Source organism: Nocardia amamiensis, from assembly GCF_015477605.1.
Lineage (GTDB): Bacteria > Actinomycetota > Actinomycetes > Mycobacteriales > Mycobacteriaceae > Nocardia > Nocardia amamiensis_A.
Genome location: NZ_JADLQX010000030.1, coordinates 47,401 through 64,599, shown reverse-complemented (window position 1 = coordinate 64,599; position 17,199 = coordinate 47,401). Strand labels below are relative to the sequence as shown.

General features: G+C 67.1%; 19 protein-coding genes. 13 read left to right on the top strand and 6 right to left on the bottom strand.

Features of this window, described 5'->3' with window-relative positions:
• The first annotated feature begins 733 nt into the window (after positions 1-733).
• The 4 genes from IU459_RS29795 to IU459_RS29780 all read left to right on the top strand — a co-directional run bounded on the left by IU459_RS29795 (position 734) and on the right by IU459_RS29780 (position 2,420).
• Positions 734-877, top strand: a complete 144-nt coding sequence (locus IU459_RS29795) for a hypothetical protein (RefSeq protein WP_195132914.1) — start codon at positions 734-736, stop codon at positions 875-877.
• Positions 878-1,023: 146 nt separating this feature from the next.
• Positions 1,024-1,575, top strand: a complete 552-nt coding sequence (locus IU459_RS29790) for a class I SAM-dependent methyltransferase (RefSeq protein WP_195132913.1) — start codon at positions 1,024-1,026, stop codon at positions 1,573-1,575.
• 9 nt (positions 1,576-1,584) lie between these two features.
• Positions 1,585-2,046, top strand: coding sequence for a MerR family transcriptional regulator (locus IU459_RS29785; protein ID WP_228838711.1), 462 nt, complete (start codon positions 1,585-1,587; stop codon positions 2,044-2,046).
• A 173-nt stretch (positions 2,047-2,219) separates the two neighbouring features.
• Entirely contained in the window at positions 2,220-2,420 is a 201-nt protein-coding gene (locus tag IU459_RS29780) for a hypothetical protein (protein WP_195132912.1), read from the top strand.
• Positions 2,421-2,480: 60 nt separating this feature from the next.
• Here IU459_RS29780 and IU459_RS29775 read toward each other — a convergent pair whose 3' ends face one another.
• Positions 2,481-2,759: a hypothetical protein gene (locus IU459_RS29775; RefSeq protein WP_195132933.1), complete on the bottom strand. Its 279-nt coding sequence runs from the start codon at positions 2,757-2,759 to the stop codon at positions 2,481-2,483.
• Between the two features lie 179 nt (positions 2,760-2,938).
• Between IU459_RS29775 and IU459_RS29770 the strand changes: the two genes are divergently transcribed.
• A complete protein-coding gene (locus IU459_RS29770) occupies positions 2,939-3,208 on the top strand; it encodes an ANTAR domain-containing protein (RefSeq protein WP_324199081.1) in 270 nt (89 codons plus the stop codon).
• Between the two features lie 50 nt (positions 3,209-3,258).
• Here the strand turns inward: IU459_RS29770 and IU459_RS29765 are convergent, their stop codons facing one another.
• On the bottom strand, positions 3,259-4,023 hold the full coding sequence (locus IU459_RS29765) for a trans-aconitate 2-methyltransferase (protein WP_195132911.1): 765 nt from the start codon (positions 4,021-4,023) through the stop codon (positions 3,259-3,261).
• Positions 4,024-4,177: 154 nt separating this feature from the next.
• On the opposite strand from IU459_RS29765, the gene IU459_RS29760 reads away from it, so the two are divergent.
• Together IU459_RS29760 and IU459_RS29755 are read left to right on the top strand one after the other, a co-directional pair.
• A complete protein-coding gene (locus IU459_RS29760; protein WP_324199080.1) occupies positions 4,178-4,336 on the top strand; it encodes a hypothetical protein in 159 nt (52 codons plus the stop codon).
• A 72-nt stretch (positions 4,337-4,408) separates the two neighbouring features.
• Positions 4,409-4,855, top strand: a complete 447-nt coding sequence (locus IU459_RS29755) for a nuclear transport factor 2 family protein (RefSeq protein ID WP_195132910.1) — start codon at positions 4,409-4,411, stop codon at positions 4,853-4,855.
• A 42-nt stretch (positions 4,856-4,897) separates the two neighbouring features.
• Here the strand turns inward: IU459_RS29755 and IU459_RS29750 are convergent, their stop codons facing one another.
• Positions 4,898-6,226: a glycosyltransferase 87 family protein gene (locus IU459_RS29750; protein ID WP_195132909.1), complete on the bottom strand. Its 1,329-nt coding sequence runs from the start codon at positions 6,224-6,226 to the stop codon at positions 4,898-4,900.
• Here IU459_RS29750 and IU459_RS29745 point away from each other — a divergent pair.
• Positions 6,185-7,024, top strand: coding sequence for a UdgX family uracil-DNA binding protein (locus IU459_RS29745; protein ID WP_195132908.1), 840 nt, complete (start codon positions 6,185-6,187; stop codon positions 7,022-7,024). The genes IU459_RS29750 and IU459_RS29745 overlap by 42 nt on opposite strands.
• Positions 7,025-7,048: 24 nt before the next feature.
• Here the strand turns inward: IU459_RS29745 and IU459_RS29740 are convergent, their stop codons facing one another.
• Complete coding sequence (locus tag IU459_RS29740; RefSeq protein ID WP_228838709.1) at positions 7,049-8,494, bottom strand: FAD-dependent oxidoreductase; 1,446 nt, start codon at positions 8,492-8,494, stop codon at positions 7,049-7,051.
• 78 nt (positions 8,495-8,572) lie between these two features.
• On the opposite strand from IU459_RS29740, the gene IU459_RS29735 reads away from it, so the two are divergent.
• Positions 8,573-10,135 (top strand): amino acid permease, encoded by a 1,563-nt coding sequence (locus IU459_RS29735; RefSeq protein WP_195132907.1) that lies wholly within the window; start codon positions 8,573-8,575, stop codon positions 10,133-10,135.
• A 78-nt stretch (positions 10,136-10,213) separates the two neighbouring features.
• On the top strand, positions 10,214-10,930 hold the full coding sequence (locus tag IU459_RS29730) for a hypothetical protein (RefSeq protein WP_195132906.1): 717 nt from the start codon (positions 10,214-10,216) through the stop codon (positions 10,928-10,930).
• A 19-nt stretch (positions 10,931-10,949) separates the two neighbouring features.
• Here IU459_RS29730 and IU459_RS29725 read toward each other — a convergent pair whose 3' ends face one another.
• Complete coding sequence (locus IU459_RS29725; protein WP_195132905.1) at positions 10,950-11,441, bottom strand: carboxymuconolactone decarboxylase family protein; 492 nt, start codon at positions 11,439-11,441, stop codon at positions 10,950-10,952.
• Positions 11,438-12,520, bottom strand: coding sequence for an NAD(P)H-dependent amine dehydrogenase family protein (locus IU459_RS29720; protein ID WP_195132904.1), 1,083 nt, complete (start codon positions 12,518-12,520; stop codon positions 11,438-11,440). Before IU459_RS29720 ends, IU459_RS29725 begins: the two co-directional genes overlap by 4 nt.
• A 134-nt stretch (positions 12,521-12,654) precedes the next feature.
• On the opposite strand from IU459_RS29720, the gene IU459_RS29715 reads away from it, so the two are divergent.
• The 3 genes from IU459_RS29715 to IU459_RS29705 all read left to right on the top strand — a co-directional run bounded on the left by IU459_RS29715 (position 12,655) and on the right by IU459_RS29705 (position 17,165).
• Entirely contained in the window at positions 12,655-14,910 is a 2,256-nt protein-coding gene (locus IU459_RS29715) for a serine/threonine-protein kinase (RefSeq protein WP_195132903.1), read from the top strand.
• Positions 14,911-15,141: 231 nt separating this feature from the next.
• Positions 15,142-16,998, top strand: coding sequence for a hypothetical protein (locus tag IU459_RS29710; RefSeq protein WP_195132902.1), 1,857 nt, complete (start codon positions 15,142-15,144; stop codon positions 16,996-16,998).
• Positions 16,999-17,021: 23 nt separating this feature from the next.
• Entirely contained in the window at positions 17,022-17,165 is a 144-nt protein-coding gene (locus IU459_RS29705; RefSeq protein WP_195132901.1) for a hypothetical protein, read from the top strand.
• Positions 17,166-17,199 lie beyond the last annotated feature (34 nt).

Genomic DNA, 17,199 nt, shown 5'->3' with positions numbered 1-17,199 from the left:
ATATCGGTAGACCGCCGGTATGTTTTCGAGCCCGATACAAGATCTGCGCCCCGGAAAACTCACCCGGGGTAATCTTCCCGTTACGCGGCCTAGCGGAACTTGACTTTTCCTTGCCTAGCGTTCGCCGTCCATACGGTGAACTATGAAATTCGTGAGTCATAGGTAAGAGTTCACCCAAGTAGAAGGATCACAATGTCCACCAGAATCACGAAAATCTGCGCCGCGACCGCAATGGTCCTCTCATTAGGCGTTATCGCAGGTCCCACCGCTTCCGCCGCCACGCCATCCGACATGGTTACGCCGGCTTGGGGATCGGTTGTTATATGCATTCCTACGGGTAGTGCCGTCTGGTGCATCTGAGGCCGCCGTCCGAGCGGGCCACAGCGAGCTGAATGTGGCTTTGCCTGCACTGATTTCGAAGTCTTTGTCAGATGAGTAAGGAGGGGACCGCCCAGCAGTTGTCGCCGTCCATCGATCAGCCGAGGCGGCGACGCTGCCCATCGAAACCGAACGAACACCCACGCGCTGCTCGAATGTATTCGCACGGGCGGCAGATTTTTCGGGCGTGCTCGAGCCGAATTCGGCGGTGAGCCGCCTTTCTCGGTGTCATCAGCTCACCTCCGTTCGAGATGTCACACTCGACGGCCGCACTTCGTCTACTCGCCGGACAATCCACACGGAGGACGTGGCGATGCGAATCGCCGCCCGCACGGTCGCGGAGGAGCCGGCTGACGTGGCCATCGCGGACAGCGGCGCCGAAATGATCGAGATCGCCGGGCCGCATGGGTTCGAGTTCGCCGCGGCCGTGGCGAAAGCGGCCGCGCGACAGGGTAAACCGGCCCGAATCATGAGCTGCAGGCAGGTGGCGCCTTGCTGACCGGTCCCCGAGGCGATACTCGCCGGGCCGACGTTCGAGGAGTGGCTCGACCACAAGTACCCGGCGCGACAGTAGAAGTCACGGCTCCCTTGACTTCAGGTCCACCTTAACTCGCATGCTGTGGGCACCGTGAGTAAAGGGGAATCATGACAACATTCGGAGAAAAGCAGAGCCGCGGCTACGATCGCCGGGCCACTCGGCTGCTCGGTGGCCTGTACCGGCTGATCGCGGCCGATGTCGACGCCGCGACGGCCCCAGGTGCGTGGGTGCTCGACGTGGGAACCGGACCGGGCAAGTTGGTGGCGCGGGTGGGTTCTCGGCGACCGGATCTGCGGCTGCACGGCGTGGATCTGTCGCCGCACATGATCGAGATCGCCGAACGGACTCTCGCCGGCCGAGCGGAGTTCTCGGTGGGAGACGTCGGCGCGCTGCCCTACCCCGACGACAGTTTCGACCTGGTCGTGTCGAGCTTGAGCCTGCACGAATGGCCCGAGGTGGACCGGGCGATCGCCGAGCTGGCGCGAGTGCTGCGGCCCGGCGGCACCGTGGCGATCTACGACTTCCGATTCGTGCCCGCGGCGCCCGCGCTCAGCGCGCTGCGCCAGTCCTTCCCTGCGGCGACGGTGCGTCGGGAAACGGTGCGTCCGCGCCGATATCCGATCGGGCTGTACGCGCGCTTCACGGCTCACGCCGCCTAGAGTGCGGGTATGGCGGGTGGCGATATGTCGATCGGTGAACTCGCGGCACGTTTCGGTCTGGCCACCCACGTGCTGCGGCATTGGGAGGACGCCGGATTGCTCGCTCCGCGCCGAGACGGCGCGGACCGCCGCCGATATCGCGACGACGACGCGGAGACGGTGGCGATGATCCTGCTGGGCAAGCAGGTCGGGTTGTCGCTCGACGAGCTCGCCACGCTGTTCGCCGAAGCGTCCGACCGCAATGCCCGCCGCGCTCTGCTGCGTGCGCACCGCGACCAGCTGGTGGTCCACATCGCCCAGGCCACAGCGGCACTCGAGACCATCTCGCATGCTCTGGACTGTGACGCCGAGGACTTCCGCGGCTGCCCGCACTTCCGGGCGAAGGTCGCCGACGCGCTGGCGCTGGCGACCGGTGCGGGCGGTGCACCGCGGCCTCCGGCAGTCACGAACCGATCAAGGCGCCGAGTGTAAATCGTTACCGCGCACCGATTTCCGCTCTGACGGTTGAGTTTGCGGCAATCCGGTCGACGGGAGGTGATTCGGCGGCAAGAGGGGGGTTCTGCCCACGTTCTCGCCGATTAGGATCGAGTTCTGCGCAGAGTGACACAGCCGACAGTGAGACTTCGAATCGATAGAGGTGCCCCATGAGCAAGACAATTCGAATCCCCGCGGCAGAGCTCGCCGACCACATCGGCGAATCGGTCGTCGGGTATGGCACCCTCACTCAAGCGGGAGTGGTCCAGCCCGGCGGCGATCTCGTGGTCGCGGTTTTCGGCATGGAGGCCGATCGGCGCGAAAAATCGTTCACACCAGGCCAATTGGTGGAGCTCGAACTCACCGAATGAACCGCGAACCCGATCGGCATGGTGGAGCCGTACTCGACTCGACCATGCCGACCCGGCGGCTCAACCGATCAGCGCGTTCATGATCGTCCCCGCACTGGTGGCGATGACGCCGCCGACCATGCCGCCTGCGAGCATTTTCGCCGACGCGAGCGGACCGCCCTGCCATTTCTCCCAGGCGAATTTCCCGCCCGCGTACATTATTCCGGTGACGCCGGAGAGAATCACGAACCATGTGAAGTACCGGAGCAACTGGAGGATCTTGTCCGAATTGGGTGGTGCTTCCGGGACGGGATCCTCCACCTGAGCCATCAGGAACGCTTCGACTGCTGTATGGATCATCATTGATCTGTCTCCGTCGCGTTGCTGCTGGACAAGTTATACGCAATCGCTATGACGATCGAAGTATCGCGAGCCGCGGGGTATCCGTCAACCCTCCGAGTGGACGAGGAGGACCCGCTGCCGGTCGGAAGTTAGCTCGGAAGCTGTGTCAGATCGCAGCCGACGGGTAGTGCTCGACTGTGAGCGACGACGGTGACGGCGCGGCGGCCGCTGACCTGGATCCGACGGCTGCGCGGGCGGTGATCGAGCAAGCCAAGGGCGCGGTGATGCTGGCCTACGGAGTCGACGCCGAGGAAGCGTTCACCCTGCTGCGTGTTCGTTCCCAGGAAACCAACACCAAGCTGCGAGTTCTGGCCGCCAGAGTGGCCGCCGAACTGCCGTCCGTCTGCCCGCCCGCGGTGACCACCGAGCTGCGCAGCCGGCTCGACCAACTCCTGTGGACGGCATGAGCGGACAAATGGTTGTCCGGTACTGCCGGTGCCGCGCCGGCACGGGTTCGTTACTGCTTCTGGGCGACCGCGAACACTCGCCGGAACGGCAACCAGGTAGTGCCGTCGGCCCGGCGGGGGTAGGCGGTACGGAGCAGGGGTGCGAGCTGGGCGGTGAACTCGCGCCACTCCGCGTCGTCGAGGACGTCACGGACGGGGCGCAGCGCGGTGCCCGCGACCCAGCCGAGCACGGGGTTGTCGCCGGACAAACGCTGTAGGTAGGTCGTTTCCCAAGCATCGACGGCGCCGCCGGAGGCGGCGAGCACGTCGGCGTAGCCCGCCGGATCGAGCACGGCCTGGGGTTCCAGGATGCCCGCCTGCCCGAGACGGTCGAGCCATTCGCCGCGGGCAGCTACTTGGTGGATGGCCCGATGGGAGGGCGCGTCGAAGTTTGCGGGAACTTGGATGGCCAACCACGCCCCTGTGGGAAGTTGCCGCATCCATTGCCTCAACAAGGCGGGATGTTCGGGCACCCAGTGCAGGACGGCGTTGCATACGACGACATCGGTATCACCGCCCGGTTCCCAGTCCTGCACGGCGCCGAGGCTCGCTTCGACGCCGCGCTCGCGCGCTGCCGCGACCATGTCGGGTGACGAGTCGAGCGCCTGGACTCTCGCGCCAGGCCAGCGCTGCGCGAGTGCGCTGGTGAGATGCCCTGGACCGCAGCCGAGGTCGACCACGGAACGTGGCTCGGTCGCCCCGATCCTGGCCAGCAGGTCGAAGAACGGACGGGACCGATGGTCGCCGAAGGTCAGGTATTGCTGGGGATCCCACATAGTCCGCTCCGGAACATCGCTACCAAACCGTACGTACGTATTGTACGCTCGCCGCCAGAACCGGAGAAAACAGACTCGGTATCACGGTTTCGTAACGGCTTCGCCTGGGTATCACATAGCTATGACGGATCACCGACCAACCCGGATAGCCGGTGTGGAACGGGGAACCGGCGCGCTCGCTTTCGCCACGTGCCTTGCCTTTTCGCTCGGTATCGCTGCGCTCACGCAGTCCGCCTTCTCCACCCTGGTGGCCGGCGCGAGCATCGTGGCCGGGGTCACACTGGTTCTGAACATTCTGCCGCACCGGACATAACGAGGCGGCCCCTTGCCCCGCCCGTCGAAACCTGGTGGCATCTAGCCACATCGACGCGACTCGGAGGCAGGCATGCTGTCATTACAGGAGATTTCGGATCGGCTCGAGATCGAAGACTTGATGGTGCGGTACTCGCACGCGGTCGATACCCGGCAGTGGGATCTGCTGGATGAGGTCTTCACCCCGGATGCGCACATCGACTACTCGGCCATGGGCGGCTCGGTGGGCGACTTGGCCGCCACCAAGAAGTTCCTCGCCTCCGTCCTACCGAATTTCCCGGCCTTCCAACACCTGATCAGCAATTCGTCGATCACCGTCGACGGTGACACCGCCACGGGGCGGACGATGTGCCACAACCCGATGCTGGTGTCCGGCGGCGATGGCCCGCCGACCATGATGCTGTGCGGTCTGTGGTACCTCGACACGTTCGTCCGCGTCAACGAACAGTGGCGCATCAAGGAGCGGATCGAGGAGAAGAGCTTCCTCTTCGTCGCGCCCTCCGCACCCGGCGTGGGCTGATCGGTCCGGTGTGGTCTGGTCCCGGGGCGGCGAGGAGCCGTGCTAGGAGCGGCCGACCACTTCGGCGGAGGTGAGCGCCGGCGTCGCGACCTCGGAAGACTCAGCCGCCTGCGTGCCCGGTCGCTCCGCTCGCGGCGTGGCGGCGCCTCGCCTGCTGCCGACCAAGAACAGCGCGACCAGCACGACGCTGAACCAGACGTAGGTGTTGCCGATGAAGTGCTGCCATGGCGTCCACGTTGTTTCGCGGTGCTCGCCGTCGGGCAGCCAGTTGTGCGGACCGATCACGAAGACCGCCGTGGTCGCCACGAACGTCACCCACCAGCCGATCGCCCGCCTGCCGGGAAGGCGAGTCGCGTATCCGACCAGGGCGAACAACGCGGGCGCGATCCATACCCAGTGGTGCGACCAGGAGATCGGCGAGACGAGCAGGGTGAAAACGGCGTTGATCGCCAGAGCGAGCGCCGGGAGGTCGGCGGCTCGGCGCATCGCAGCCACGACCAGAGCGAGCAGCGCGGCGCCCAGCACCAGCCAGATCACGGTGAACGCGGGCTCGGGCACCTCGAATCGGGCGAAGACCGCTTGAATCGACTGATTGGTATGGAACGCCGACCCGCTCAGCCCGGACACGTTACCGAGCCCACCGAACCAGTACTTGACCGACTCTTTCGGAAGGATCGCGAAGCCGACTGCCGTCGCTGCCGCACCGGTGACGGCGGCGGTCGCTGCCGCACGGTAGTCCCGGCGCACCAGGAAATAGAGCACGAACGCCGCCGGCGTCAGCTTGATCGCGGCGGCGATGCCGATCAGCATGCCCCGGCGCCAGCGCGGCTTGTGCGTCAGGCAATCCGCGGCGACCAGCGCCATCAGCAGCAGGTTGACCTGACCGAAGTCCAGCGTCGAATGAATCGGCTCGAGCAGCAGTCCCAGTGGCGTCGCGCAGGCCGTCGCCCAGACCGCCGATCTGCGCTGCGACTCCTCCGGCCACACCCGCCGAGCCACCACGTAGAACGTGATGGCGAGCGCGGCCACCGAGGAGACGAAGAAGCTCAGCGCCGCCACATCCCAGGGCAGCATCGCGAACGGGCCCAGCGCGAGCGCGGCGAACGGTGGATAGATGAACGGAAGACCCGCGCCGATGGTGGTCTGCGGCAGTTGGCCGTACATGTCGGCGCCGTGTCGCATGGCGTCCACGCCGAGCCGATATACCTGCAGGTCGATGAATCCGCCGGTGATCTCGTCGAAGGGCCAGACCGGCTTCAGCAGACAGAAGGCGGAGAACGCGACCGCGAGGACCGGTGCCAGCCGAAGCACACGCCCGAGTCGACGGTTATGGGACATCGGCGTTTCGGCGGTGGCGCTGACACTACTCATCCGCGGCGACTATACCGACCTCTCTCCGCGCATTCAGCATGTGGCACGGTCCGGTCGCGCTCGTCGCGTGAAGGCCACGGAAACGGGTATGCCACCTACAGCGCGAGGCAGCAGAGGAGGTCGGCACATGACGGTCGCGATCCCGGTCGACGCGGGAGGCGATGGGCGATGAAGGCCCCTGGCGCCGCGGAGTTCGTCCCCGAGGGCGCGGACTTGGCGCGGCTGCGTCAGGCCGCCTGCCATTGCCGGGGATGCGATCTGTACCAGCATGCCACTCAGACGGTGTTCGGCGCGGGACCCGCGGACGCCGACGTCGTGGTGATCGGCGAGCAGCCCGGCGATCAGGAGGACGTGGTCGGTCAGCCGTTCGTGGGTCCGGCCGGCCGGTTGCTCGATCGCGCCCTGGCGGAGGCCGACATCGACCGCGACGCGGTCTACGTGACCAACGCGGTCAAGCACTTCAAATTCGTCGAGCGCGGCAAACGACGGATCCACAAGACGCCGGGGCGCACCGAGGTGGTCGCCTGCTCGGCATGGCTCGATGCCGAACTCGACCTGTTGCGTCCGCGCTTGGTGGTATGCCTCGGCGCGATCGCCGCACAGGCGGTACTCGGTCCTTCGTTCAAAGTCAGCGCACAACGCGGCGAGGTGATCGAGGCCGACGGCTATCGAGTCGTCGCCACCGTGCACCCGTCGGCAGTGCTGCGCGCGCCCGACCGCGCGGAGGCTTACGCGGCGTTCGTCGCAGATCTGCGCGTCGTCCGGGCCCAGCTCGGAAAGTCGGCGGCAGCGCGCTGACGACTCCGGCGGCGGAGCGCGGCACTACCCACGCTCGCGGACGGCGCTCACCGCTTTGCGTGCCGCCACCAGAACCGGATCCCACACCGGGGAGAACGGCGGCGCGTAACCGAGATCCAACACCGTCATCTGCTCGACGGTCATTCGCGCGGTCAGCGCGACCGCGGCGATGTCGACGCGTTTGCCCGCGCCTTCGCGTCCCACGATCTGCACGCCGAGCAGCCGGCCTGTGTGACGCTCGGCGAGCATCTTCACCGTCATCGGCTCCGCGCCCGGGTAATAGCCGGAGCGGCTGGTGGATTCGATGGTGACCGTCACGTACTGCAGGCCTGCCACCCTGGCGTCCTTCTCGCGCAGACCCGTTCGCGCCACTTCCAGGTCGCACACCTTGCTCACCGAAGTGCCGACGACGCCGGGGAAGGTGGCGTATCCCCCGCCGATGCCTGCTCCGATGATCTGGCCGTGCTTGTTGGCGTGCGTGCCGAGCGGAATGTGGCGTTCGCGGCCGGAGACCAGATCCAACACCTCGACGCAATCGCCGCCCGCCCAGATGTTCTCGTGCCCGCGCACCCGCATGGCGAGATCGGTGAGCAGCCCGCCGTGCTCCCCCAGCGGCAGCCCGGCGGCACGGGCCAGTTCCGTCTCGGGACGTACACCGATGCCGAGCACCACGACATCCGCCGGATACTCCGCGGTGTCGGTCACCACCGCGGTGATCCGGCCGTCGTCCCCGGTCCGGATCTCGGAGACCTCCGCATTGCCGACGACCTTGATGCCCATTCCGCACATGGCGTCGCGGACCAGGGCACCCATGTCCGGATCGAGTGTGGACATCGGCTCGGCGGCGCGGTTGACCATCGTGACGTCGTAGCCGCGCCGGATCAGGGCCTCCGCCATTTCGACGCCGATGTAGCCCGCTCCTACGACCACGGCACGGTTGCCGCGCGCCCGCTCCAGCGTCTCCAGCAGTGCCTGGCCGTCGTCGAGCGTTTGCACGCCGTGCACGCCGCTCGCATCGATGCCCGGTAGCGGTGGCCGGACCGGCCGGGCGCCGGTGGCGATCACCAGGTGGTCGTAGGTCATCCAGGCCTCGTCCCCGGTATCGCGGGCGCGGAAACGCACCCGGCCTGCGGCGACGTCGATCTCGGTCACCTCGGTGTGCATCCGCAGATCGATATCCCGGGAGCGATGTTCCTCGGGAGTGCGCGCGATCAGGGCGTCCCGCTCGAGGACGTGGCCGCCGACCCAGTACGGAATGCCGCACGCCGAGAACGACGCGAAACCGCCGCGCTCGAAGACCACGATCTCCAGTGCGCTCGCGTCCTTCATCCGGCGTGCCTGCGAGGCCGCCGACATCCCTGTCGCGTCACCACCGATGACGACCAGTCGCTCGCCCATGATCTTCACGCTACGTTCGGCGTAGACGCGGCGGGCGCCGGGGGCTGGATTCGCGAATTTCCTGGTTGCCATGCGGTGGCCGCGCGACTAATTCACACTGATCTTCTGGCAAACGCGGTATGAGGGCAGCGTTTTCACCCGGGAGCACACATGACCGACACCCGATCCTCCTCCGACGACGAGCGCCGGCTCGCCGAACTAGGCTATAAGCAGGAACTGGCGAGAACCTGGTCCGGATTTTCGAATTTCGCCATCAGCTTCACCATCGTGTCCATCCTCACCGGCGGATTGGCCAGTTATGGGATCGGATTGGCCAATGGCGGGCCGATCACGATGGCGTGGGGATGGCCCCTGGTCTCGATCATGGTGTTGTTCGTCGGGCTCGCCATGGCGGAGCTGGCGTCCGCCTATCCGACCTCGGGTGGGTTGTACTGGTGGGCCGCGGAGCTGGGCGGTCCGGTGTGGGGTTGGTTCACCGGCTGGTTCAACCTGATCGGTCAGATCGCGGTCACGGCGGCGATCGACTACGGCGCGGCCATCTTCACCACCGTCGTGCTGAATGTCATCGGCGTCGACATCGGCACCGACCGCACGGCCATCTTCGGAGTGTTCGCCGCGATCCTGGTCTTGCACGCCGTGCTGAACGCGATCGGCCCGCACCTGTCGGCGGTGATCAACAACGTGTCGGCGTGGTGGCACGTCGGCGGCGTGGTGATCTTCGTCGTCGTGCTCGGGTTCGGCGCGAAGCACCACCAGAGCGTCGGATTCGTCTTCACCGAGACGGTCGACAACAGCGCGATCGGATTCGGCGGGGTCGCGTTCAGTTTCCTGCTCGGCTTGCTGCACGCGCAGTACACGTTCACCGGTTACGACGCGTCCGCGCACATGTCGGAGGAAACCCACGACGCCTCCCGCATGGCGGCGAAGGGCATCATCAACACGATCATCGTGTCGGCGATAGCCGGATATCTGCTCATCCTGGCGGTGACGTTCGCGATCCCGAATCTCGACGACGCACTGGATCCGGAGCAGAACAGCGGCTACCCGGTGATCTACATCCTGGAGAACTCGCTGAACGGGTTCTGGTCGGGCCTGCTGCTGGTGATCGCGGCGGTCGCGCAATTGTTCTGCGGATACGCCTCGGTGACCTCGGCCTCGCGCATGCTGTTCGCGTTCGCGCGAGACGGCGCCGTGCCCGGGGCGAAGCTCTGGTCGAGGCTTTCGGCGCGGAAAGTGCCGGTGCACGCGGTGCTGTTCATCTCGTTCTTCGCCTTCTTGCTGCTGATCCCGTCGATGTTGGTGCCCGCGCCGAACGCGCCGACCGCATACGCGGCCGCCACCTCGATCGCGACCATCGGCCTGTACATCGCCTACGGCATCCCGATCCTGCTGCGGCAACGCCACGGCACCCGATTCCGCACCGGTCCATGGCAACTCGGCGCGTGGTATCGCCCGGTCGGGGTGGTCGCACTGCTCTGGATCGCGGTGATCAGCTGCTTGTTCATCCTCCCCACCGACGCTCGCGGCTACCCGTGGCATCCCGAATTCACCTGGAATACAGTGAATTACGCGCCGCTGACCCTGGTAGGCGTAGTGGGTGCGATCTGGGTCTGGTGGCTGGTGTCGGCGCGGACCTGGTTCACCGGGCCGAAGCGGACGGTGGACGAGCCGCCCGCCGGCGAGCCGGAGACGGAGGCGCCCGCCGTCGTCTGACGCGATCCGCCACGGCGAGGTGAGTTCCCCACTTTGGCGTGTCGAGTTTGTCGGCCCGGGTCGCTAGGGTTTGTCGGCATGGAAAGGACCGACCTGGCACGTGTTTCGCCCGCCGGGAGAATTGTGTTCCCTGGAAATCCCTGGCCCGAGGGGCACGCGATCGAGGAGTTCGCGTGGACCGGCCGCATGGACCAGGCGGGTGGCCTTTGGTTCGATCTGCATCTGCGTTCCGCGGAATACGACGCCGAACACAGGCCCGACGACGACCGCGACGACGACAGTGACATCGAGGACTGGCTGTCGCCGATCGTTTGGCAGAACTATCACCGCTGCACGTTGTCGTCCACCTACTGGGGCGAGGACGAAGGCACCGGCCTGCGCGCCGCCACGCCTGGCCGGCCCTTTCTACTGAACTCCGAACAGCCGCAATGCCTCACCGTCGACCCGCTGCCCTTGTCCGACGCGGACGACGTCGAATGCCTGGCGTTCAACATCTATCTGCTGGGGCACGACTCGGTCGCCGGCCAGGAGGTGTCGTTCACGCGGCGCGCGGACGGCAAGCATGACATCGACTGGCAGGGGCGGATCGCGCTGACCTACGCGGGTCAAGTCGAGTTCCGGTACCGATTCCAGGCCCGGATACCGAGCGCCACCCTGGAATACATTCGCTTCCCCGCGGAGATCTCGGCCCAGCAAGCCTGCCGGCAGCTCAGCGAGGTACTCGACGCTCCCGAGCAATTCGAACTCGGCCTCGTCGACGGGCAGCCCGCCTGGGTGTCGCGGCTCCCGGCGTGATGCTCCGCGGCGTCCGGTCCTAGTGGTCGGCGGTGTGGCCAGGGAGTACGCAGACCGAGTCCAAGCCGAGGACGTGGTTGAGCCTGCCGAAGGCGAGCCATGAGCCGATGCTCATGCTCAGTTCGACCACTTCCACTTGCCTGTAGTGGGCGAACATGCGGGCGAAGAACTCCTCGTCGAGGTTGTGGTGATCGATGGCGTAGCGTTCGGCGTATTCGGCGGCGAGGCGGGTGCGTTCGTCGAACGCGTCGGTGGTGCGCCAGTTCGCGACGGCGTCGGCGAATTCGGGCCCGACCTTCTCGCCGTCGCGCTCGGTGCGCCAGTCCAGGCAGAACAGGCAGCCGTTGAGCTGGGCGATGCGCAGCCTGGCGGCCTCGAACTCGCGCAGGCCGAGGGTGCTGTGCGAATAGACCGATAATGAGAAGTTCGACGCGGCGATTCCGATGCCGGGGACCATTTCGCCCCAGACATAGCCGATCGGGTCCTTCCCCTCGGGAATGTCGATGATCATGGGCGCTTCCTTCCGAGTTTGCCGACTGCCGGTCGCAGCGGAATATCCAGGGCGTCATAAAGTCCGGGCTCCGCGGCTACCAGCCAGTCGATGGCGCCCACCAGGCGGCCGACGGCGGTGGCGTTGCCGCCCGCGGACCGGTTGCCGTCTTCATCGGTCGCCTCGACGGTCACTTCGATGCGCGGGTGGCCCTCGATGATCACCCGGTGCGCACCCGCGCCGCCGTCGGCGGGCGTGGGCCAGTCCGGAGCGCAGGACGGATGGATGCGGGTGACATGCTCCACGACCAAGCGCGGTTGCCCCTCCACGATCCCCTGGACCTCGAATCGCACGGCGCCCTGGGTACCCGCGGCGAACTCCCCCATGGACGAGGTGGCGACGGTCGTGTTCAGGGCGCGACGGTCCAGGGTCTCGCGGATCTCGTCGAGCTCGACACCCAGAGCTCGAGCCATGAGCCGAATCTGCCCGCCCCACACCATCGTCGGCACCGAGGGTGCGAGCATCGGCGGCTGGTAGTCCATCGGCTGGCCCATGCCGACCAGGTAACGCACCGAATCCGGTTGATCGTAGGTGGAATAGTCGAAGATCTCCTGACACCGGATCGTGTCCACCGTGCTGCCGAGCCCGCTGATCAGCAGTGGCAGCACGTCGTTGCCCCACCCGGGATCGATGCCGGAGACGAACAGTGAGCCGCCGCCTTCGGCGATGGCGTCCAGCACCGGCTCGCGCACCTCGGGCGCGGCGTTGCGCGGGTCGTACAACGCGTAGAGCGCGGGCGTGACGACCACCGCGCCCGTGCGCAGCGCCCGCACGATGTCGGCGAGCGCATCGTCGGGGCGGATATCACCGGAGACGGCATAAACGACGGCGCCCGGGCCCGCCGCGAGCACACCGTCGATATCGTCGGTCGCCGCGACGCCGACGATGTGGCCGAGGCCGCCGAGTTCGCCCGCGTCGCGGCCGATCTTGTCCGGATTGTGCACGAGCACGCCGGTCAGATGCAGCGCTGGATGGGCGTCGACGGCTCGGATGGCCGCTCGGCCGACATTGCCGGTGCCCCAGACCACCGTGGAGATCATCGATCGAGCGTAGCAAGCGCTTGGTCGGCTGTTCGGTGTTCCTCGAAAGCACTCGAAAATCCCTCTTTGTCTGCCGGCCGGGATTCCCAGCCGAACGGGCGGTTCGCGAACCACGTCGGCGATACGATGCCCCCATGGCGCACCCTGCCCCGGCTGTTCCGGGGGCGACGGTCGCATCGGGCCGCTCGCCGGTGGGATCGCGGGGCACCGGAGTCGCCGAGGTGGTGGCGCGCTTCGCCGACGCGTGGCGCACGGCTACGACACCGCCGGACTTGGCCGTCTATTTGCCCGACTCCCCCGCGATCCGCCGCGTTTCGCTGATCGAACTGATCAAGGTCGACCTGGCCAACCGCTGGGGCCGCGGAGCCGCGCCGAAACGGCTGGCCGACTATGTCGAAGAACTGCCGGAACTACGCACCTGGCCATTGCCACCGGACCTGATCTATGAAGAATTCCACGTCCGCAGGCACGCGGGCGGATCGGTCGAGGTCGCCGAGTACACCGCCGCCTACCCCGAGCAGGCCGGCCAGCTCTCGGAGATGCTCGCGACCGACGATTACCACAGCACGATGCTCACGGCCGCGACCGAACCGGCGAATCTCGACGACCTGGAGCCCGGCCAGACGATCGATGACTTCGACCTGATGACCGACCTCGGCCGCGGCGCCTTCGCCCGGGTCTTCCTGGCTCGGCAGCGGTCGATGCAGCGACTGGTCGCGGTGAAGATCTCGCACGACAAGGGCACCGAACCCCAGACACTGGCCCAGCTCGACCACGACTACATCGTGCGCGTCTTCGATCAGCGTGTGCTGGCGAGCCGGAAGCTGCGACTGCTGTATATGCAGTACGTGCCGGGCGGCACGCTGTTCACCGTGCTCGAGCGCGTCCGCGTCACACCGCAGGCTCAGCGCGGCGGCCCACTGCTGCTGGAGATCATCGACCACGTACTGGCCGCGAAAGGCGAGATCCAGCCCAGTGAATCGCCCGTGCGCGCGGAGCTGGCCGGGTTGTCGTGGCCGGAGACGGTGGCGTGGCTCGGGCGCCGCTTGGCCGACGCGCTCGACTACGCGGGCCGGGCGGGCGTGCTGCACCGCGACGTGAAGCCGGCCAATGTCCTGCTCACCGCCGACGGCGTGCCCAAGCTCGCCGATTTCAATATCAGCTTCAGCGGCAACGTCTCCGGCGCTAGCCCGGTCGCCTACTTCGGCGGCTCGCTGGCATACATGTCACCCGAGCAGCTCGCCGCGGTGCACCCGGATCTGCCGACCTCGGCGGAGGATCTCGATACCCGCAGCGATCTCTTCGCCTTGGCCGTCGTGCTCTGGGAGTTGCTCACCGGCCGCAAACCCTTCGAGGACGGCGCGGTGACCGGCGGCGACCGTACCGCGCTGGACGGAATGCTGGAGCGTCGATCCCACAGCCCGGAGGCACTGCCCTACGCGGATCTGCCGCCGGATTGCCCGGAGGCCTTGCGACGGGCCCTGGTGCGGGCGCTCGATCCTGACCCGGCCAACCGCTGGCCGTCCGGCGCCGACATGGCCCAGCAGTTCGCGGTGTGCCTCGATGCCCGCGCCCGCGACCTCGTCGATCCGCCGCCCAGCAGTTGGCGAATGCGCGCCCGCGTGCTGATGCACCCGATTCTCCTGCTTGCCATCGCCGTGCCGAACGCATTGGCGATCCTGTACAGCTTCGATCACCATCGCACGCTGATCATCGATAAACTGGACGCGCAGGCAGGGCATCGCTTCGATCAGATCGCGGTCCCGGGCGCCTCCACAGGGTTCCTGATCGGTTTCGTCGTCGTCAATCTGCTGCTCGCCGGACTTTGGTCGATCGCGCGCGGGCTGCGCAAGGGTAGGTCCTATGCCCCACGGACCCTTGCCCGGGCCAGAGCCAACACGCTGCAGCTCGGCACACGCTGTGTGCTCACCTGCTTCGCGCTGTGGGCGATCTCGGGCGTGGTGGTCCCGGTGTCGGTGCAGCTGTCCGGCAATCAGATCACCGCTGCCTCCTATGTTCATTTCTTCGTCAACCAGCTCGTGTGCGGTGCCATCGCGATGGCCTATCCCTACTTCCTGGTGACCTTCTACGCCGTCCGGTCGCTGTATCCGATGTTTCTCCCGCATGGCGGACTCGGCGCGGAAGACGCGCATCGCCTGAGGCAACTCGATGCGACCAGCACATACTTCCTGGCCTTGGCCGCCGCGGTGCCGCTACTGGGCGTGGCCGGCGTGACCTTCATTCCGGTCGAGGACATGCCTGCCGTGATCGTGCCGCTGCGGGTGCTGTGCGTCGGTAGCGCGCTGGCTTTCGTCGGCGTGTACTGGCTGTTCCGAATGCTCGAAAAGGACCTTGCCGCGCTGGAACGCCTCGCGGCCGCGCGGCGATAGCCGGGGGCGCAGGCCGACACCAGCACGACAGGTCTGACACCGCGTGACGCCGAAGCTTCGTGATGACCTCGGCTGGATCGCCGAGTGGGTCGTCGGTGGCGTTGTCGCACAGGGTGTTGCCGAGCGGCAGGGGATAGCGGCGCGGTTCCGGATCGCGGCTAGTACGGTATACGCTGGCCGCCCGGCGCGCGGGGGCGGCGGTCGGGATCGGGCGGAAAGGCGGGCGCGAGCATGAACGATCCGTATTCCTCGTGGGCTGCCCGGAATTCGTCCGAAAATCTGCCACTGGCCGCGCGCTATCAGAGTGCGGACCCGATCCGCTGGCACGGCAGCATGGTGTACCCGATGTACACCGAGCAGATCGGTCCTTCGCCGACTACCGTCACGGTGACAATGCTTTCCGCGGCGCCGCCCGCCGGGCTGCGCGGGCTGGGAATCGGTCTATCCGTCGTCGACGGCTACGTGGACTTGCATGGACGGTCGCTCGCGGGAGTCGATGCGTGGAGCGACGCACTAGCCGAGGGCGTCGGTTTCCATGTGACACCGACGGCCCCGAGCACGCTGGTGACGCTCACGCCGGTCTGGGTGGACGAATTCGGCACCCAGAAGTCCTGGACCGGCAATTACGGCATTGTCGTCGAGCACCGGCCCGAGGGACGAGTCGTCTTGTGGTGCAGCATCGGCGAGGGACCGGCCAACTTCGCCAACCTGGTCGTGGAGGTGTCCACCGCTCCCACCATCGTCGTGCCGGACATACCGGCCACGAACGCGCCCGAGACAACGCCGATGGCGATGAGCGCGCCGATCGCTGCCCCCGCATCGACAGAAGGCCCTCCCACCGCACCGACGATGCCGGTTCCCCGGATCGACGCCGCTGTGCGCGTGGGCGAACCCGCCACAACCGCCGGTGCGGCCGCCGGAGATTCCGCGCAGGCCGGTAACGGCCGCCCACCCGCCAACGGACAGTCGGCCTCGGCCCGACGCTCGGGCAGTCTCTTTACGAACCTACAGTCGTCACGGACCGCACGGCCTGACCCCGAAGCTCCGCGTTCCGCACCGGAATCGATGGGCGGCGACGCGCAAGCCCCAGTGGATCCGCCACCTCTAGCTCACCGCAGCCCGGTTTCGAATACCCAGACCACAGCAGATGCCTCCTTCGCCGCTGCCGGTCCACTGCTGACAAACCCACACTCCGGGGCAGATTCCCCGCTTTCAGCACCGAACACACAGCTCACAGCAGACGCCTCCGCCACTACCTCGGCCCCGGAGTTCGCGCCCACGCCCTCGGCGGCGGAAGTCCCGCGATTACCACCGCTCGACGCTCCCAGCCCGCGGCCCGCGCTCCCAGTAACGGACATCCCGCGCACTTTTTCCAGCTCACAGGTGTCGAACATGGCACAGCACACCGCGGATGCTTCGGAACCTCCCTTCGGCCCGCCGGTTGCGAATACACACCCTGCGCCGTACCCCTGGGACTCAGCTCCCAGCCCGCAGGCACCGAATACGCAGCCCGCAGGCGCGCCGGAGCGTTCGCTAGGCCCGCTGGTAACGACGACCATGCGGAGCGCCGCGAACAGCACGCACCCAGCTCCCGGTTCGCCGTCCCAGAACACGCAACCACCCGTAGGAACTGTCAGCTCCGCCCCTACCCCACCGGTCGATACCGCGACCGATCCGCCGTCGTCCCGGCAGGCCGGCGAACGACCCGCGGCAGTCGATCCGCCGCGGCCGGCGGCCGAGACCACGCAGTCGAGTGACCCCGGCTATCGCGGCGCGCTCTACGATCTCGGCGTCGCCATGTCCACCATGGGCGAGGAAGAACAAGCCTGTGGATTGTGGGTCCAGGCCGCCGAGGCCGGGCACGCGGGCGCCGCGTACGAACTCGGGATGGTCCGGTACCGGCACGGTGACCCGGCCGGGGCCGAATCATGGTGGCGCACGGCCGCCGAACGCGGCGAACCGCGCGCCATCGCCGGACTCGCCGACCTGCTCGACCAGCAGGGCAAGCACGCCGAAGCGACCTCGTGGCGGACCTACGCCGCCGAGCAGCAAGCCTCCGATGTCGTCGGTCAGCCGGCATCCAGCTGAACATATTCGGGTCGAGGAGGCGCGTGGCACCGGGATACCCTCGGCCGTTGCGGCTGCCCGAACGCGAAGGCCCGGAGGAGGACTCGATGGGCTCCGAACGCACCGTCCGCGAGGTCGTGGATTCGCAGTCGGAAAAGAATTGGCGCGCGAATGCGGGACTGCCGTAAGTTGCGGAGCATGTCGATCAGTGCGGGTGTGAAC

Excerpts from the sequence above, each read along its gene's own strand:
- IU459_RS29785 (WP_228838711.1), top strand. The coding sequence starts at position 1,585 with ATGGCGGGTGGCGATATGTCGATCGGTGAACTCGCGGCACGTTTCGGT.
- IU459_RS29730 (WP_195132906.1), top strand. The coding sequence starts at position 10,214 with ATGGAAAGGACCGACCTGGCACGTGTTTCGCCCGCCGGGAGAATTGTG.
- IU459_RS29765 (WP_195132911.1), bottom strand. The coding sequence starts at position 4,023 with ATGTGGGATCCCCAGCAATACCTGACCTTCGGCGACCATCGGTCCCGT.
- IU459_RS29740 (WP_228838709.1), bottom strand. The coding sequence starts at position 8,494 with ATGGCAACCAGGAAATTCGCGAATCCAGCCCCCGGCGCCCGCCGCGTC.
- IU459_RS29725 (WP_195132905.1), bottom strand. The coding sequence starts at position 11,441 with ATGATCATCGACATTCCCGAGGGGAAGGACCCGATCGGCTATGTCTGG.
- IU459_RS29755 (WP_195132910.1), top strand. The coding sequence starts at position 4,409 with ATGCTGTCATTACAGGAGATTTCGGATCGGCTCGAGATCGAAGACTTG.
- IU459_RS29780 (WP_195132912.1), top strand. The coding sequence starts at position 2,220 with ATGAGCAAGACAATTCGAATCCCCGCGGCAGAGCTCGCCGACCACATC.
- IU459_RS29720 (WP_195132904.1), bottom strand. The coding sequence starts at position 12,520 with ATGATCTCCACGGTGGTCTGGGGCACCGGCAATGTCGGCCGAGCGGCC.
- IU459_RS29790 (WP_195132913.1), top strand. The coding sequence starts at position 1,024 with ATGACAACATTCGGAGAAAAGCAGAGCCGCGGCTACGATCGCCGGGCC.
- IU459_RS29715 (WP_195132903.1), top strand. The coding sequence starts at position 12,655 with ATGGCGCACCCTGCCCCGGCTGTTCCGGGGGCGACGGTCGCATCGGGC.
- IU459_RS29710 (WP_195132902.1), top strand. The coding sequence starts at position 15,142 with ATGAACGATCCGTATTCCTCGTGGGCTGCCCGGAATTCGTCCGAAAAT.
- IU459_RS29735 (WP_195132907.1), top strand. The coding sequence starts at position 8,573 with ATGACCGACACCCGATCCTCCTCCGACGACGAGCGCCGGCTCGCCGAA.
- IU459_RS29775 (WP_195132933.1), bottom strand. The coding sequence starts at position 2,759 with ATGATCCATACAGCAGTCGAAGCGTTCCTGATGGCTCAGGTGGAGGAT.
- IU459_RS29745 (WP_195132908.1), top strand. The coding sequence starts at position 6,185 with ATGGGACATCGGCGTTTCGGCGGTGGCGCTGACACTACTCATCCGCGG.
- IU459_RS29750 (WP_195132909.1), bottom strand. The coding sequence starts at position 6,226 with ATGAGTAGTGTCAGCGCCACCGCCGAAACGCCGATGTCCCATAACCGT.